Genomic DNA, 14,662 nt, shown 5'->3' with positions numbered 1-14,662 from the left:
GTCAGCGTCCGATCGCGAACACGGCGGGCGAGCGTTCGTCGGCGGCGGGCGGATTCGCGCGCCAGGCCTTGACCGTCTGGCTGCGGATGTCCACGTTCGCCAGCGTCAGGCCGCGGGCCACGGCAAGGCGCGTGTTGTGCTGGAGGGTCTGCATCAAGGCTTGCAGCAGAGCTGCATTGCGATAAGGGGTTTCGATGAAAAGCTGGGTCTGGCCGGCGCGCAGCGCGAGCGATTCGAGCTCGCGAATGCGCTGCGCGCGGGCCGCGGCGTCCTGCGGCAGGTAGCCGACAAAGGCAAAATTCTGGCCGTTGAGCCCGCTGGCTGCGAGTGCGAGCAGCAGCGACACCGGGCCGGTAAGGGGCATGACAGCGATGCCCAGTTCGTGCGCGGCGCGCACCACCGAGGCGCCGGGGTCGGCAACCGCCGGCATGCCGGCCTCACTGAGCAGGCCGATGTCCGCGCCTTCAAGCGCCGCGGCCAGCAGCGGGCGGGCGTCGAACTGGCCCGCCTGGTGGTCGCCCTTCTTATGGACCTCGCGCGGCAGCTCCTGGAGCTGCTGCGCCTGCAGGGGGGCGGCAAGCGGCACCACGCCATCGATGCGCTTGAGGTAGGCGCGGGCCGATTTCGCGTTCTCGCAGATCCAGTGGGTGATGCCCGCCGCGGCCTGCAGGGTGCCGAGCGGCAGCACGTCCTGCAGCGCAGCGCCCGGATCGCAGCCGAAATCCAGCGGCGCCGGCACCAGGTAAAGCTTGCCCCGGCTCACAGCAGATCGATCCCCGCGGCGCGCAGCATGCGGGCAGTGCGAATCAGCGGCAGGCCTACCAGGGCCGTGGGATCGTCGCTGTCGATGGCGTCCAGCAGCGCGATGCCCAGGCCTTCGCTCTTGGCGCTTCCGGCGCAGTCATAGGGGGCTTCGGCGCGAAGGTAGGTTTCGATCGCTTCGTCACCGAATCGACGGAACGCCACGCGCACGGGCGCGAGGTCGCGCTGCGTGAACCCTGTGGCTTGGCAGACCACCGCAACCGCGGTCTGGAACACCAGGGCCTGGCCGCGCATGCGTTGCAATTGCGCGGTTGCGCGCGCGTGGTTGCCTGGCTTGCCCAGCGGCTCGCCGTCCAGGTCGGCCACCTGATCGGACCCGATCACGACCGCGTCCGGGAAGCGGCGGGCGACGGCCAAGGCCTTTTCGAGGGCCAGCCGTTCAGCCAGGGCGCGCGGCGACTCGCCCGCCAGCGGCGTTTCATCGACCTCCGGCGGCTGGACGTCGAAGGCCAGGCGGAGCCGACTAAGGAGCTCGCGGCGATAGCGCGAAGTCGAGGCGAGGATCACGGTGCGTTGCATGGGGCTTGATTGTGCGTGAGCGGTTTAGACTGGTGTCGATGAGCAGAGAATTCACTCCCGGTCGGCTCGATGTGCGCCGTCTTGCCGAAACGGCGGCGACGCTGTCGGGCGAGGAGCCCCTTCAGGCTTACGCGCGCCTGAGCGTCGAGCTGGCCACGCCGGCCGACGACGCGCGCGTGCGCTGGGAAGCGTCGGGCGCCTGTCGCGAGGATCCCGCCGGTCATGTGGTCCCATGGCTTCACCTGACGGCGGGTGTCACCGTGCCGCTCGTCTGTCAGCGCTGCCTGGCGCCGGTCGACGTGCCATTGCGGGTCGACCGCTGGTTCCGCTTTGCGGCGGATGAGGACACCGCCGCTGCCGAGGACGAGGAATCCGAGGAGGACGTGCTGGTTGCAAGCCGCGACTTCGACCTGCATGCCTTGATCGAGGACGAACTGCTGATGGAGATACCGGTGACTCCGCGTCACGACCGCTGCCCCGATCCGGTCCAGCTGTCGGCGGTGGACCCGGATTTCGATGCCGCCGAGGCAGCGCGCCCCAATCCCTTTGCTGCATTGGAGAAGCTGCGGTCCAACAAACCGAAGTAGACCGGGGAACTGCTGGCTGGCGCCACGTACCGCTCTTGGGCTATAATCATGGGCTTCGCGCGTGCCGCATGTGATGATGTTCATCGACGATAGGAATCGTCAGCCATCGTGGCCCGGCGCATGCCCACCCACTCACCCGAACACTTTCAGGAGCCACCATGGCTGTCCAGCAAAACAAGAAGTCGCCGTCCAAGCGCGGCATGCATCGTTCCCACAACGCGCTGGGCGTCCCCGGCATCGCGGTCGAGCCGACCACCGGCGAGACGCATCTGCGGCACCACATCAGCCCCAACGGCTTCTACCGTGGCCGCAAGGTGCTCAAGACCAAGTCAGAAGCCTGATTCCCGATTTCAAGGCTGAAGGCCCGAGCTACTTTCCCTGTAGCGTCGGGCCTTTGTTTTGATGGTCACGCCTTCCGAATCCGTTTCCGCACCCTCCGCGATCACGCTGGCCGTCGATTGCATGGGTGGAGATCATGGGCCGCGCGTCACGCTGGCGGCCTGCGAAGCCTTTCTGGAGCGGCATGCTGAGGCGTCGCTGCTGCTGGTTGGCGCGCCGGCCGCTTTGGCCGGCTTTTCTCATCCCCGTGCCCGGGTCGTTCCGGCAAGCGAAGTGGTCGGCATGGACGACCCGGTGGAAGTCGCGCTGCGCAAGAAGAAGGACTCCTCGATGCGGGTCGCCATCCAGCAGGTGAAGGATGGTGCAGCTCAGGCTGCAGTCTCGGCGGGCAACACCGGGGCGTTGATGGCCATTGCGCGCTACCTGCTCAAGACCCTGGACGGCATCGACCGGCCGGCCATCGCGCCGCAACTGCCCAACCGGAAGGGCGGTGCAACGACGGTGCTGGACCTCGGGGCCAACGTGGATTGCGACGCCGAGGACTTGTTGCAGTTCGCGGTTCTGGGTTCTGCGCTGGTGTCTGCGCTCACCGGCAACGAGTCGCCGACCGTGGGTCTGCTCAATGTGGGTGAGGAGGCTATCAAGGGCAGTGAAACCATCAAGAAAGCGAGCCAATTGCTTCGAAAGGCGGCCAACTCCGGCGATTTGAACTTTTATGGAAATGTCGAAGGCAACGACATCTTTAAGGGCACGACGGATATCGTGGTCTGCGACGGATTCGTCGGCAACGTTACCCTGAAGGCAACCGAAGGGGTCGCTTCGATGATTGTCGACTTCCTCAGGGTCGAATATTCCAGCGGTATCTGGAGCAAATTAGCCGCAATCGTGTCTTATCCTGTTTTAAAAGCGCTCAAACGGCGACTTGACCACCGGCGCTACAACGGCGCGGCGTTGCTCGGCCTGCGTGGGCTGGTCTTCAAGAGCCATGGCTCGGCCGACGAGGTGGCCTTCGGTCACGCGCTCGATCGCGCTTATGATGCCGCTCGCAACAACCTGCTCGATCGCGTGCGGGCCCGCATCGCCCACGCCGCGCCACTGCTAGCGCGGCAAGAGCAGGCGACGCCGGTCGACACGGCGGCACTTCACGTTTGATGACTCCTTTTTCCCGCATCACCGGCACCGGCAGCTTCCTGCCGCCGCGTCGAGTGACCAACGACGACCTGGCGCGCGACTTGGCGCAGCGCGGTATCGAAACATCCGATCAGTGGATCATTGAGCGCACCGGCATCCGGGCCCGGCATTTCGCGGATCCAGAGGTGACGAGCAGTGATCTCGGGCTGGAGGCCGCGAAGAGGGCGCTGGAAGCCGCTGGCCGCAGCGCTGGTGACGTCGATCTGATCATCGTCGCGACCTCGACACCCGACATGGTGTTTCCCTCGTCGGCGGCCATTCTTCAGAACAAGCTAGGCATTGCCGGCTGCCCTGCGTTCGACGTGCAGGCCGTGTGCAGCGGCTTCGTCTATGCGTTGACGGTGGCGGACGCGATGATCCGCACCGGCAGCGCCAAGTGCGCGCTGGTCGTGGGCGCGGAAGTGTTCTCGCGCATCCTCGATTTCAACGACCGCACCACCTGCGTGCTCTTCGGCGATGGTGCCGGCGCGGTCGTGCTCGAGGCCAGTGCCGAGCCAGGCATCCTCGCCAGCGATCTGCATGCCGACGGCAAGCACGTGGGCATTCTCTGCGTGCCCGGGCATGTATCGGGCGGGCAGGTGCTCGGTACGCCGTTGCTCCACATGGATGGACAGGCCGTCTTCAAGCTCGCGGTTCGCGTGCTGGAAGAGGCCGCGCGCACCTGCCTGCAGAAGGCCGGCAAGGTGGACACCGAGATCGACTGGCTGATTCCGCATCAGGCCAACATCCGCATCATGGAAGGTACGGCGCGCAAGCTGAAACTGCCGCTCGACAAGCTGGTCGTGACCGTCAACGAACACGGCAACACCTCGGCCGCCTCTATCCCGCTGGCACTGGACGAGGCGGTGCGCGGAGGGAAGGTGAAGAAGGGTGACATGCTCATGCTGGAAGGCGTGGGCGGGGGCTTCACCTGGGGCGCGGTGCTATTGAATATGTAGTCCTGCGTGTCGCTGCCCGGCCAGCGGCGGGCGGAGACCAACGGAGACGCAATCATGAAATCCTTCGCTTTCGTATTTCCGGGCCAGGGCTCGCAGGCGGTCGGCATGCTCGACGCGTGGGGCGGTCACCCGGCCGTGGCAGAGACGCTGCGCGAAGCCTCCGACGCGCTGGACGAGGACGTTGCGCGCCTGATCCGCGAGGGCCCCAAGGAAGCGCTGGCGCTTACCACCAACACGCAGCCGGTGATGCTGGTCGCCGGGGTGGCCGCTTGGAGGGCCTGGCTGGCTGAAGGCGGCGCCAGACCGGCGATGGTCGCAGGCCACTCGCTGGGTGAGTACTCCGCGCTGGTGGCTTCGGGTGTGTTGACCTTGGCACAGGCAGCGCCCCTCGTGCGCTTTCGCGCGCAAGCGATGCAGCACGCGGTGCCGGTGGGCGCAGGCGCGATGGCGGCGGTTCTGGGCATGGGGGCGGAGAAGGTCAAGGCCGGTTGCGCCGAAGTGACGGCGAGTTTTGGCGCCGGCAGCACCGAAGTCGTCGAGGCGGTGAACTTCAACGACCCGATGCAGACGGTGATTGCCGGCAGCAAGGCGGCGGTTGACAAGGCCTGCGAGGTGCTGAAGGCGCAGGGCGCCAAGCGGGCGTTGCCGCTACCGGTGTCTGCGCCTTTCCATTCGAGCCTGATGAGGCCTGCCGCCGAGGCGCTGAGGGAACGGCTGGCGTCGCTGAGCCTCGGAGATCCGCAGATTCCAGTCCTCAACAACATCGACGTCGCGGTGGAGACCGATGCATGGCGCATCCGTGATGCGCTGGTGCGCCAGGCGGCCGGTCCCGTGCGCTGGGTTGAGAGTGTGCAGGCCTTGAAGGAGCGCGGCGTCCAGGCCGTCATCGAATGCGGACCTGGCAAGGTGCTGGCCGGGATGGCCAAGCGCATTGCCCCCGAGCTCGCCGTGGGCGCTGTCTACGACCCGGCCACGCTCGCGGAAACCCAGCAATTGCTCGGCGCTTGAGCGGCGGGCCTCGAATACCTCCCCCTCTCTCTATGAGCATTCCTAAATTCGAAGGCCAGGTCGCCCTGGTCACCGGCGCTTCGCGCGGTATCGGAGCTGCCATTGCGCTCGAACTGGCCCAGCGCGGGCTGCAGGTGGTCGGCACCGGCACCACTGAAGAGGGTGCAAACCGGATCACGGCTGCGCTGGGCGCTCACGGCGGGCGAGGCATGGCGCTCGACGTGAACGACGGGGCGGCGGTCGATGCGCTGATCGATCAGATCGTCAAGGCCTATGGCGCGATCCACGTGCTCGTCAACAACGCCGGCATCACCCGTGACATGCTGGCCATGCGCCTGAAGGACGAGGACTGGGACGCCGTGCTCGACACCAACCTCAAGGCGGTCTTCCGGCTGTCGCGCGCCGCGATCCGGCCGATGATGAAGCAGCGCTATGGCCGCATCATCAGCATCACGAGCGTGGTCGGGGCATCGGGCAACGCGGGCCAGGCCAATTACGCGGCGGCCAAGGCGGGTGTTGCCGGCATGACCCGCGCGCTCGCCCGTGAACTGGGCAGCCGCAATATCACCGTCAATTGCGTGGCGCCCGGCTTCATCGAGACCGACATGACGGCCAGTCTGCCGCAGGCCCAGCAGCAGGCGCTGCTGGCCCAGATCCCGCTGGGACACCTAGGCAAACCGGCCGACATCGCCCATGCGGTTGCCTATCTCGCATCGCCGCAGGCCTCCTATGTGACGGGGCAGGAACTGCACGTCAACGGCGGAATGCACATGTAAGCCCAGGGGCACATTCTTTTTGCCCGCCGGTCCGGAGGTCGATGCCACAATCCGGCCGGCTAAAATCATCGATTACCTACAACCCTCAGAGGGAAGCAAATGAGCGATATCGAAGCACGTGTCAAGAAAATCATTGCCGAGCAACTCGGCGTTGAAGAGTCCCAGGTCACCAACGAAAAGGCTTTCGTGGCGGACCTCGGCGCGGACTCTCTCGACACGGTCGAACTGGTGATGGCCCTCGAGGACGAATTCGGCATCGAGATCCCGGACGAAGACGCCGAGAAGATCACGACCGTCCAGAACGCCGTCGACTACGCCACCAAGAATCAAAAGGCCTGATATCGGCCTCGCTGGGCTCCCGTACCGGCTTGCGGCTGCCATGATGGCGCCAGCCGCCCGGCGGTCTCAGTGCTTCCAGAAAGGTATGCCGGCATGACCAAACGCCGCGTCGTTGTGACCGGACTCGGTTGCATTGCCCCGGTCGGAAATACCGTCGCCGAGTCCTGGGCCAATCTGCTCGCCGGAAAATCGGGCATCGATACTGTCACCAGCTTCGATGCAAGTGCCTTCGCCTGCAAGTTCGCGGGTGAGGTGAAGGGCTTCGACATCACCCAATACATCGCCGAGAAGGAAGCGCGTCACATGGACCGCTTCATCCATCTCGGCCTCGCCGCCGCGATCCAGGCGGTGCAGGACAGCGGGCTGCCGACCGGCGATGCGTTGTCCGAAGAGGACGCCGTTCGCATCGGTTGCAACATCGGCTCGGGCATCGGGGGACTACCGATGATCGAAGCCACCCATGCCGAGCTGAGCAACCGCGGCCCGCGCCGCGTCTCTCCCTTCTTCGTGCCGGCATCGATCATCAACATGATCTCTGGCCACGTGTCGATCAAGTACGGCTTCAAGGGGCCGAACATCGCGATCGTTACTGCTTGCACGACCGGTCTGCATGCGATCGGGACCTCGGCCCGCATGATCGAGTACGGCGATGCCGACGTCATGATCGCCGGCGGAGCGGAATCCACCGTCTCTCCATTGGGCATCGGCGGCTTTGCAGCGGCGCGTGCGCTGTCCACCCGCAACGACGACCCGGCCACTGCCTCGCGTCCGTGGGACCGCGACCGCGACGGCTTCGTGCTCGGCGAGGGTGCCGGCGTGCTGGTGCTCGAGGAATACGAGCGCGCCAAGGCGCGTGGCGCAAAGATCTACGCTGAAGTCTCCGGCTTCGGCATGAGTGCGGATGCTTTCCACATGACCGCGCCCGACGTCGATGGGCCTCGCCGCTCGATGCAGGCGGCATTGAGCAATGCGGGTATCAATGCCGACGAGGTGCAGTACCTGAATGCGCACGGCACGTCGACGCCCCTCGGTGACCTCAACGAAACCAACGCCATCAAGAAGGCTTTTGGGGAACAGGCCAAGAAGCTGGTCGTGAACTCGACCAAGTCGATGACCGGGCATCTGCTAGGCGGCGCCGGCGGCATCGAGTCGGTGTTCACCGTGCTGGCGCTTCATCATCAGAAAAGTCCGCCGACGATCAATATCTTCAATCAGGACCCGGAGTGTGATCTTGATTACTGCGCCAATGAGGCGCGCGATCTGAAGATCGACGTCGCGGTCAAGAACAACTTCGGCTTCGGCGGCACCAACGGCACGCTGGTGTTCAAGCGCGCTTGAATTTCCTGGACCCATGCAAAGCGCCCCATCGGTGAGCTATCCGGTGGGGCGCTCGCGGATCGCCGGCCGACTTCTTCTTGGTCTGTGGGCTGGCGGCGTCTGTTGTGCAATCGCGGCGGGCTTGCACTTCCATGCGGTCGACTGGCGCAGCGGACTGCTGCTGATGGTCGTTGTCGGGGCGGGCGTGGCGGCACGGGTGAGCACCCTGCGGCACACCCCGGCCGCGACGCTGCACTTCGACGGGCTGTGCTGGTCGATCCCCGGAACGGCCGGGCAGCAGGCCTTTGCGGCGAAGGTTGCTCTGGATGCTCAGTCTTCTCTGCTTGTGCGCCTGGCCTCGCCAGGTGGGGCACGCCGCTGGGTCTGGCTGGACCGTCATGCCGCGCCGGAGCGCTGGCAGGCCTTGCGCCGTGCGGTATATTCGCGCCCCGCTCCTGCGGGCCATTCCTTGGCTGTCGATCGATCGGCGACAGCGGCCGGCTCGCCCCCTCTTTTCCCATGACCGCCTCTCCACCGCCCGTGCCGCCCGACACCGGCCTGACCGACGCTCCTGCCGGCGTGGCCCGGGCCGGCGAGGTCGACTATCAATTGGTCCAGCGCACGGTCGCGGGCGACCAGAGGGCCTTCGAGCTGCTGGTCATCAAGTACCAGCGCCGGATCGAGCGGCTCATCGGGCGCATGGTGCGCGACGTCAACCTGATCGAGGACATCGCACAGGAGACCTTCATCCGCGCCTACCGCGCACTGCACCAATTCAGGGGCGAAGCCCAGTTCTACACCTGGCTTTACCGGATTGCCGTCAATACCGCCAAGAAGGCCCTGGTGGACATGAAGCGCGATCCGACCGTGACAGAAAGCGCGCTGCGTTCGTCTTCCGACGACGACGATGAAACTTACCGCCCGGGAAACGAACCAACCAGCGACGAGACGCCCGAATCCGTGATGGCCGCCAATGAAATCGCGGCCGCCGTCGAAGCAGCGATGGAAGCGCTGCCTGCCGAGTTGCGGCAGGCGGTCACGCTGCGCGAGATCGAAGGCATGAGCTACGAAGAGATCGCCGAGGTCATGAACTGCCCCATCGGCACGGTACGGTCGCGGATTTTCCGGGCGCGCGAAGCCATTTCGGCAAAGGTCAAACCGCTGCTGGACAACCAGTCCGGAAAGCGTTGGTAAGCAGGTGAACGAGATGAAGAATACGAGCACAGTTCGTGAGCAGGTTTCCGCGTTGGCCGATGGGCATCTGCGGGCAGAAGACGTCGCCCAGGTGATTGAAACGATCTGCCGCGACGACGACTTGCGGGCGACCTGGCACGCCTACCATCTGGTCGGGGATGTTCTGCGTTCCGGTGTCCACTCTGCCTGCAGCGACACTTCGCAGTTCCTGTCGCGGCTCCAGCAGCGGATGGCGGCCGAGCCATCCAGGCCTGCGGCCCTTGCGCCGGAGATCGCACCCTCGGTAGCGCACCGTTCAGAGGCGGCCAACGAGCCTGTATTCCGCTGGAAGCTTGTGGCCGGTGTCGCATCGCTGGCCGCGGCAGCGGCGATCGGTTGGAACTGGGTGGGAGGCCTCAGCTCCCAGCCGGCCGCGGCGCAACTGGCTCAACAGCAGCCGCAACAGGTGCAGGATGCGGGTTCGGTCCTGGCGGCTTCGAACTCGTCGTCGCAAGGGCCCAGGGCGCTGACACCGATGCGGGTCGTGGTGGGCAACGGAAATCCGCAGGTCATGCTGCGCGATCCGCGGCTGGATCAGCTTCTCGAGGCGCACCAGCAGGCCGGCGGCGCTTCCCAGATGCCCTCCGGATTCCTGCGCAACGCGACTTTCGACGGCCCGTCCCGTTGACGGTGGGACGGCTGCCTTTGCAATGACTGTGTCGATGCCGATTTCCGCGCGCGGTACCTTTCTTCTTGTTGCCGCCCTCTGCGTGACGCAGGTGGCCGTCGCCCAGAACCGGGCCTCCTCGCCGTCCGCGAAACATCCGGTCGCTGCCACCGGCGGCGAGGCGCCGACGCTGAATGTGGTCGAATGGCTGCAGCGTATGCACGCCGCATCGCGGCAGCGCTCGTATGCGGGGACTTTCGTTGTCTCAGCCGCCACTGGCAACCTGTCGAGCGCCCGCATCTGGCACGTGTGCGAAGGCGATCTTCAATTGGAGCGCATCGAGGTGCTGTCCGGCCCGCCGCGCTCGACCTTCCGGCGCAACGATCACGTGATGACCTTCCTGCCCGAGGCCAAGGTGGTCAAGAGCGAGAAGCGCGAGAACCTGGAGCTCTTCCCCAACTTGCTCGGCGCGCCCGACTCCGCCATCGGCGAGTTCTACAGCGCGCGCGTTGTCGGCAAGGATCGGGTCGCCGGTTTCGATGCCGACGTGGTGCAACTGGAGCCGCGCGACGGCCTGCGATTCGGCTATCGCGTCTGGAGCGAGCGGCGCTCCGGGCTGGTGGTGAAGCTGCAGACCATCGATGGCGAGAGCCGGGTGATCGAGCAGTCCGCCTTCTCCGAACTCCAGCTCGATCCACCGGTCAAGGCGCATGTGCTCGCGCAGATGATGAGCAGCACGGCGGGCTACAGGGTGGAGAAGTCCGAACTCGAGCGCACCACACCAGGCAAAGAGGGTTGGGCCCTGCGCAAACCCATTGCCGGTTTCAAGCCGGTCAGTTGCTATCGGCGGGCGATGGGCAGTTCGGCGGACGGCAAGCCCGGGCACACGATGCAGTGGATCTTCTCCGATGGCCTTGCCACGGTTTCGCTCTTCGTCGAGCCTTACGACGCGCAGCGCCAGTCCCGGGAGGCCTTGCTCTCCCTCGGTGCGACCTACACGCTCAGCCGCAGGCTGACGGACAAGGACGGCGACTGGTGGCTGACCGCCGTGGGTGAGGTCCCGCCCCAGACGCTCGACGCCTTTGCGCAAAGCCTTGTGCGCGCGCGTTGAGCCGCCATATTCACCGTTGTTTTTTGCATTTCTCTCCCTCAACGAAGGAAGCTGATGATGTTCATAACCGAGAGGAGCAGGATCCGCTCATTCCTCATGGCCGGCGTTTTCATGCTCGCCTCCGGCCTGTCGCTGCTGTCGGCTGAGCCGGCCCATGCACAGGGCCGCGTGTTGCCCGACTTCACCGACCTGGTCGACCAAGTCGGTCCGTCGGTGGTCAATATCCGGACCGTCGAAAAAGTGACGCAGCGGGGCGGCAGCGGTGAGGTGGACGAGGAGATGCAGGAGTTCCTGCGTCGCTTCTTCGGCCAGCAGTTCCCGAACATCCCGCGCCAAGGGCCGCGCAATCGCCCCCAGCCGCAGGAAGAAGAGCGAGAGCGGCCGCGCGGTGTCGGCTCGGGTTTCATCCTGACCTCTGACGGCTTCGTGATGACCAACGCGCACGTGGTCGATGGCGCGTCCGAGGTGCTGGTGACGCTGGTCGACAAGCGCGAGTTCAAGGCCAAGATCATCGGTGCCGACAAGCGCACCGACGTCGCGGTCGTGAAGATCGACGCGACCGGCCTGCCGGCGGTGAAGGTCGGTGACATCTCCAAACTGCGCGTCGGTGAATGGGTGATGGCCATCGGCTCGCCCTTCGGTCTCGAGAACACCGTGACTGCCGGAATCGTGAGCGCCAAGCAACGCGACACCGGCGACTACCTGCCCTTCATCCAGACCGACGTGGCCATCAACCCGGGCAACTCGGGGGGGCCTTTGATCAACATGCGCGGCGAAGTGGTTGGCATCAACAGCCAGATCTACTCGCGCTCCGGCGGCTTCATGGGCATCTCCTTCTCGATCCCTATCGACGAGGCGATTCGTGTGAGCGACCAGCTGCGCGCGAACGGCCGCGTCTCGCGCGGGCGCATCGGTGTGCAGATCGACCAGGTCACCAAGGACGTGGCCGAGTCCATCGGGCTGGGCAAGGCGCAGGGCGCGTTGGTGCGCGGCGTCGAGTCCGGCTCGCCGGGCGAGAAGGCCGGCATCGAGCCGGGCGACATCATCACCCGCTTTGACGGCAAGACCATCGAGAAGCCCAGCGACCTGCCGCGCCTGGTCGGCAACACCAAGCCGGGCACCAAGAGCACGGTCACCGTGTTTCGCCGCGGCAACTCGCGCGACCTGAGCGTGACGATCGCCGAGATCGAACCTGACAAGCCCGCGCGTATCGCCGAGCGCGAAGAGCCGGCCGCGAAGTCTTCGGCATCAGCCGCCGCCAAGTCCCTCGGGCTCGCAGTCAGCGAGCTCACCGAGGCGCAGAAGAAGGAGCTCAAGCTCAAGGGCGGCGTGAAGATCGACTCTGCTGCCGATGCCGCCACGCGCGCCGGCCTGCGCGAGGGTGACATCGTGCTGGCGGTCAACAACGCGGAAGTGGCGAATGTCAAGGAATTCGAGTCTGCCTTGGCAAAGGCGGACAAGAGCAAGCCGGTGAGCGTGCTGTTCCGGCGGGGTGAATGGGCGCAGTACGCCCTGATCCGCCCCTCACGCTGAACCGGCGCCTCGCGTCAAGTGGCCCCACCCGGCAGTCGGGATTGGGGCTTTTTTTCAACCGGTTTTGGTGTCGGCGCAACCTGGAACAAAAATTTTTTCAAGCCTTCGGATGCCCTTAATTGGTTGGCACACACTAACTTCTTGAAGGGCTAATGACGCGTTTCGGTAGAATACGGCCGCGTCGGCCAGTGGCAGGTGCATAAGCTGGCGGGGCTTCTCCACGATGCGAGATGTACGCGTGCCGTCCACCGATGCTCCACAGATCGCCCACAAGTTGTTAAGGAAGTGGTCCACCGGACCTGTTGATAAGCTGTTCACAAGTTCCATGTTGCTGACCTGCAACGACCTCTCCAAGGCCCTGGCCCGGCTGTACGCGCCCCCCGTTTTGCCTACAATGAAGTTCCAACTACTGCAGTTGCCATTGCTTGTTGGTTCAGGGCGCGTCTCTCGGGGACGCGCCCTTTTTTCTTGCCGGTTGCCTGCTGCGCACAAGCGAATTCAAGTACTTAAGCGTTCCCGTTGATGAATCACATCAGAAACTTTTCCATCATCGCGCACATCGATCACGGCAAGTCGACGCTCGCAGACCGCCTCATTCAACGCTGCGGCGGTCTCGCGGAGCGCGAGATGGAGGCGCAGGTCCTCGACTCGATGGACATCGAGAAAGAGCGTGGGATAACCATCAAGGCGCAGACCGCCGCGCTGCAGTACAAGGCGCGAGACGGGCACGTCTACAACCTCAATCTGATCGACACGCCGGGCCATGTCGACTTCTCTTATGAAGTGAGTCGCTCGCTGTCTGCATGCGAAGGTGCATTGCTCGTCGTCGATGCGAGCCAGGGCGTCGAAGCGCAGACAGTCGCGAACTGCTACACCGCACTCGACCTCGGCGTCGAAGTGCTGCCGGTGCTCAACAAGATGGATCTGCCGCAGGCCGATCCCGACAACGCGAAGGCCGAGATCGAAGACGTGATCGGCATCGATGCGGGCGATGCGATTCCGTGCTCGGCAAAGACCGGCATGGGCATCGACGAGATCCTCGAAGCGATCGTGGCCAAGGTGCCGCCGCCGCGCGGCAATCCCGATGCCGCGCTGCGCGCGATGATTGTCGACAGCTGGTTCGATGCCTACGTGGGCGTGGTGATGCTGGTGCGCGTGGTCGATGGCCGCCTGGCGAAGGGCGACCGCATCAAGATGATGGCCTCGGGCGCGAGCTACAACGCCGACAACCTGGGCGTGTTCACGCCCGCCAACGAGCCGCGCGAATCGCTTGAAGCGGGCGAGGTGGGCTACATCATCGCAGGCATCAAGGAACTGCAGGCCGCGAAGGTGGGCGACACGGTCACCCAGATCAAGACCGGCACCGGCGGCGCGGCCGCCACCGCCACCGAGGCGCTGCCAGGCTTCAAGGAAATCCAGCCCCAGGTGTTCGCCGGCCTCTACCCGACCGAGGCGAGCGAGTACGACTCGCTGCGCGACGCACTGGAGAAGCTCAAGCTCAACGACTCTTCGTTGCACTACGAGCCCGAGGTGTCGCAGGCCCTCGGCTTCGGCTTCCGCTGCGGCTTCCTGGGCCTGCTGCACATGGAGATCGTGCAGGAGCGCCTCGAGCGCGAGTTCGACCAGGACCTGATCACGACCGCGCCCAGCGTGGTCTATCAGGTGGTGAAGAGCGACGGCGAAGTGATCATGGTCGAGAACCCGTCCAAGATGCCCGACGTGGGCCGCATGGCGGAGATCCGCGAGCCGATCGTCACCGTCCACCTCTACATGCCGCAGGAATACGTCGGCGCCGTGATGACGCTGGCCAACCAGAAGCGCGGCGTGCAGATGAACATGGCCTACCACGGCCGCCAGGTCATGCTGACCTACGAGATGCCGCTGGGCGAGATCGTGCTGGACTTCTTCGACAAGCTGAAGTCCGTCAGCCGCGGCTACGCCTCGATGGACTACGAGTTCAAGGAATACCGTGCCTCGGACGTCGTGAAGGTCGACATCCTGCTCAACGGCGAGAAGGTGGACGCTCTATCGATCATCGTGCACCGCAGTCAGAGCCAGTACCGCGGCCGGGCGGTGGTGAGCAAGATGCGCGAGATCATCAGCCGCCAGATGTTCGACGTCGCGATCCAGGCCGCCATCGGGGCCAACATCATTGCGCGTGAGACAATCAAGGCCCTGCGCAAGAACGTGCTCGCCAAGTGCTACGGCGGCGACATCACCCGCAAGCGCAAGCTGCTCGAGAAGCAGAAAGCGGGCAAGAAAAGAATGAAGCAGATCGGCTCGGTCGAGGTCCCGCAAGAGGCCTTTCTCGCCATCCTGCAGGTCGAAGACTAAGAACCACG

The 14,662-nt window shown here is 65.1% G+C and carries 17 protein-coding genes; 14 read left to right on the top strand and 3 right to left on the bottom strand.

The window, feature by feature from the left end; all coding sequences use genetic code 11:
• Position 1 precedes the first annotated feature (1 nt).
• On the bottom strand, positions 2 to 763 hold the full coding sequence (locus A8M77_RS07285) for an SAM-dependent methyltransferase (protein ID WP_086920888.1): 762 nt from the start codon (positions 761 to 763) through the stop codon (positions 2 to 4).
• The gene (locus A8M77_RS07280) at positions 760 to 1,341 is read right to left on the bottom strand and encodes a Maf family protein (protein ID WP_086920887.1); all 582 of its coding nucleotides are present in this window, start codon (positions 1,339 to 1,341) and stop codon (positions 760 to 762) included. Before A8M77_RS07280 ends, A8M77_RS07285 begins: the two co-directional genes overlap by 4 nt.
• A 38-nt stretch (positions 1,342 to 1,379) precedes the next feature.
• On the opposite strand from A8M77_RS07280, the gene A8M77_RS07275 reads away from it, so the two are divergent.
• The 13 genes from A8M77_RS07275 (at position 1,380) to A8M77_RS07215 (ending at position 12,320) form a co-directional block, all read left to right on the top strand.
• A complete protein-coding gene (locus A8M77_RS07275; RefSeq protein ID WP_086920886.1) occupies positions 1,380 to 1,928 on the top strand; it encodes a YceD family protein in 549 nt (182 codons plus the stop codon).
• A gap of 158 nt (positions 1,929 to 2,086) precedes the next feature.
• A complete protein-coding gene (rpmF, locus tag A8M77_RS07270; RefSeq protein WP_028248601.1) occupies positions 2,087 to 2,269 on the top strand; it encodes a 50S ribosomal protein L32 in 183 nt (60 codons plus the stop codon).
• A 61-nt stretch (positions 2,270 to 2,330) separates the two neighbouring features.
• The gene (plsX, locus tag A8M77_RS07265; RefSeq protein WP_086920885.1) at positions 2,331 to 3,419 is read left to right on the top strand and encodes a phosphate acyltransferase PlsX; all 1,089 of its coding nucleotides are present in this window, start codon (positions 2,331 to 2,333) and stop codon (positions 3,417 to 3,419) included.
• Positions 3,419 to 4,396: a beta-ketoacyl-ACP synthase III gene (locus A8M77_RS07260; protein ID WP_086920884.1), complete on the top strand. Its 978-nt coding sequence runs from the start codon at positions 3,419 to 3,421 to the stop codon at positions 4,394 to 4,396. The genes plsX and A8M77_RS07260 overlap by 1 nt, the downstream gene beginning before the upstream one ends.
• 54 nt (positions 4,397 to 4,450) lie before the next feature.
• On the top strand, positions 4,451 to 5,404 hold the full coding sequence (fabD, locus tag A8M77_RS07255) for an ACP S-malonyltransferase (protein ID WP_086920883.1): 954 nt from the start codon (positions 4,451 to 4,453) through the stop codon (positions 5,402 to 5,404).
• A 32-nt stretch (positions 5,405 to 5,436) separates the two neighbouring features.
• Positions 5,437 to 6,180, top strand: a complete 744-nt coding sequence (gene fabG, locus A8M77_RS07250) for a 3-oxoacyl-ACP reductase FabG (RefSeq protein WP_086920882.1) — start codon at positions 5,437 to 5,439, stop codon at positions 6,178 to 6,180.
• A 99-nt stretch (positions 6,181 to 6,279) separates the two neighbouring features.
• Entirely contained in the window at positions 6,280 to 6,519 is a 240-nt protein-coding gene (gene acpP, locus A8M77_RS07245) for an acyl carrier protein (RefSeq protein WP_007830471.1), read from the top strand.
• A 93-nt stretch (positions 6,520 to 6,612) separates the two neighbouring features.
• Positions 6,613 to 7,857, top strand: a complete 1,245-nt coding sequence (gene fabF, locus A8M77_RS07240) for a beta-ketoacyl-ACP synthase II (protein ID WP_086920881.1) — start codon at positions 6,613 to 6,615, stop codon at positions 7,855 to 7,857.
• A gap of 13 nt (positions 7,858 to 7,870) precedes the next feature.
• On the top strand, positions 7,871 to 8,359 hold the full coding sequence (locus A8M77_RS07235; protein WP_192871563.1) for a hypothetical protein: 489 nt from the start codon (positions 7,871 to 7,873) through the stop codon (positions 8,357 to 8,359).
• Positions 8,356 to 9,030, top strand: coding sequence for an RNA polymerase sigma factor RpoE (gene rpoE, locus A8M77_RS07230; protein WP_086920880.1), 675 nt, complete (start codon positions 8,356 to 8,358; stop codon positions 9,028 to 9,030). The genes A8M77_RS07235 and rpoE overlap by 4 nt, the downstream gene beginning before the upstream one ends.
• 13 nt (positions 9,031 to 9,043) lie before the next feature.
• Entirely contained in the window at positions 9,044 to 9,697 is a 654-nt protein-coding gene (locus tag A8M77_RS07225) for a sigma-E factor negative regulatory protein (protein ID WP_086920879.1), read from the top strand.
• Positions 9,698 to 9,719: 22 nt separating this feature from the next.
• Positions 9,720 to 10,787 carry a MucB/RseB C-terminal domain-containing protein gene (locus A8M77_RS07220; protein ID WP_086920878.1) on the top strand — a complete coding sequence of 356 codons (1,068 nt, stop codon included), beginning with the start codon at positions 9,720 to 9,722 and terminating at the stop codon, positions 10,785 to 10,787.
• Between the two features lie 111 nt (positions 10,788 to 10,898).
• Positions 10,899 to 12,320, top strand: a complete 1,422-nt coding sequence (locus tag A8M77_RS07215) for a DegQ family serine endoprotease (protein WP_443270601.1) — start codon at positions 10,899 to 10,901, stop codon at positions 12,318 to 12,320.
• 54 nt (positions 12,321 to 12,374) lie between these two features.
• On the opposite strand, the gene A8M77_RS35120 is transcribed toward A8M77_RS07215, so the two are convergent.
• On the bottom strand, positions 12,375 to 12,662 hold the full coding sequence (locus A8M77_RS35120) for a hypothetical protein (protein WP_143694561.1): 288 nt from the start codon (positions 12,660 to 12,662) through the stop codon (positions 12,375 to 12,377).
• Positions 12,663 to 12,842: 180 nt separating this feature from the next.
• Here A8M77_RS35120 and lepA point away from each other — a divergent pair, with 180 nt between their 5' ends.
• Positions 12,843 to 14,654 (top strand): translation elongation factor 4, encoded by a 1,812-nt coding sequence (gene lepA / locus A8M77_RS07210; RefSeq protein ID WP_086920876.1) that lies wholly within the window; start codon positions 12,843 to 12,845, stop codon positions 14,652 to 14,654.
• Positions 14,655 to 14,662 lie beyond the last annotated feature (8 nt).

It is taken from the genome of Variovorax sp. JS1663 (assembly GCF_002157355.1).
Taxonomy (GTDB): Bacteria; Pseudomonadota; Gammaproteobacteria; order Burkholderiales; family Burkholderiaceae_C; genus Variovorax.
Note: the sequence above shows the minus strand (reverse complement) of the source record. Positions and strands in the feature narration are given on the sequence as shown.

Excerpts from the sequence above, each read along its gene's own strand:
- A8M77_RS07280 (WP_086920887.1), bottom strand. The coding sequence starts at position 1,341 with ATGCAACGCACCGTGATCCTCGCCTCGACTTCGCGCTATCGCCGCGAG.
- A8M77_RS07275 (WP_086920886.1), top strand. The coding sequence starts at position 1,380 with ATGAGCAGAGAATTCACTCCCGGTCGGCTCGATGTGCGCCGTCTTGCC.
- rpmF (WP_028248601.1), top strand. The coding sequence starts at position 2,087 with ATGGCTGTCCAGCAAAACAAGAAGTCGCCGTCCAAGCGCGGCATGCAT.
- plsX (WP_086920885.1), top strand. The coding sequence starts at position 2,331 with ATGGTCACGCCTTCCGAATCCGTTTCCGCACCCTCCGCGATCACGCTG.
- A8M77_RS07260 (WP_086920884.1), top strand. The coding sequence starts at position 3,419 with ATGACTCCTTTTTCCCGCATCACCGGCACCGGCAGCTTCCTGCCGCCG.
- fabD (WP_086920883.1), top strand. The coding sequence starts at position 4,451 with ATGAAATCCTTCGCTTTCGTATTTCCGGGCCAGGGCTCGCAGGCGGTC.
- fabG (WP_086920882.1), top strand. The coding sequence starts at position 5,437 with ATGAGCATTCCTAAATTCGAAGGCCAGGTCGCCCTGGTCACCGGCGCT.
- acpP (WP_007830471.1), top strand. The coding sequence starts at position 6,280 with ATGAGCGATATCGAAGCACGTGTCAAGAAAATCATTGCCGAGCAACTC.
- fabF (WP_086920881.1), top strand. The coding sequence starts at position 6,613 with ATGACCAAACGCCGCGTCGTTGTGACCGGACTCGGTTGCATTGCCCCG.
- A8M77_RS07235 (WP_192871563.1), top strand. The coding sequence starts at position 7,871 with ATGCAAAGCGCCCCATCGGTGAGCTATCCGGTGGGGCGCTCGCGGATC.
- rpoE (WP_086920880.1), top strand. The coding sequence starts at position 8,356 with ATGACCGCCTCTCCACCGCCCGTGCCGCCCGACACCGGCCTGACCGAC.
- A8M77_RS07225 (WP_086920879.1), top strand. The coding sequence starts at position 9,044 with ATGAAGAATACGAGCACAGTTCGTGAGCAGGTTTCCGCGTTGGCCGAT.
- A8M77_RS07220 (WP_086920878.1), top strand. The coding sequence starts at position 9,720 with ATGACTGTGTCGATGCCGATTTCCGCGCGCGGTACCTTTCTTCTTGTT.
- A8M77_RS07215 (WP_443270601.1), top strand. The coding sequence starts at position 10,899 with ATGCTCGCCTCCGGCCTGTCGCTGCTGTCGGCTGAGCCGGCCCATGCA.
- lepA (WP_086920876.1), top strand. The coding sequence starts at position 12,843 with ATGAATCACATCAGAAACTTTTCCATCATCGCGCACATCGATCACGGC.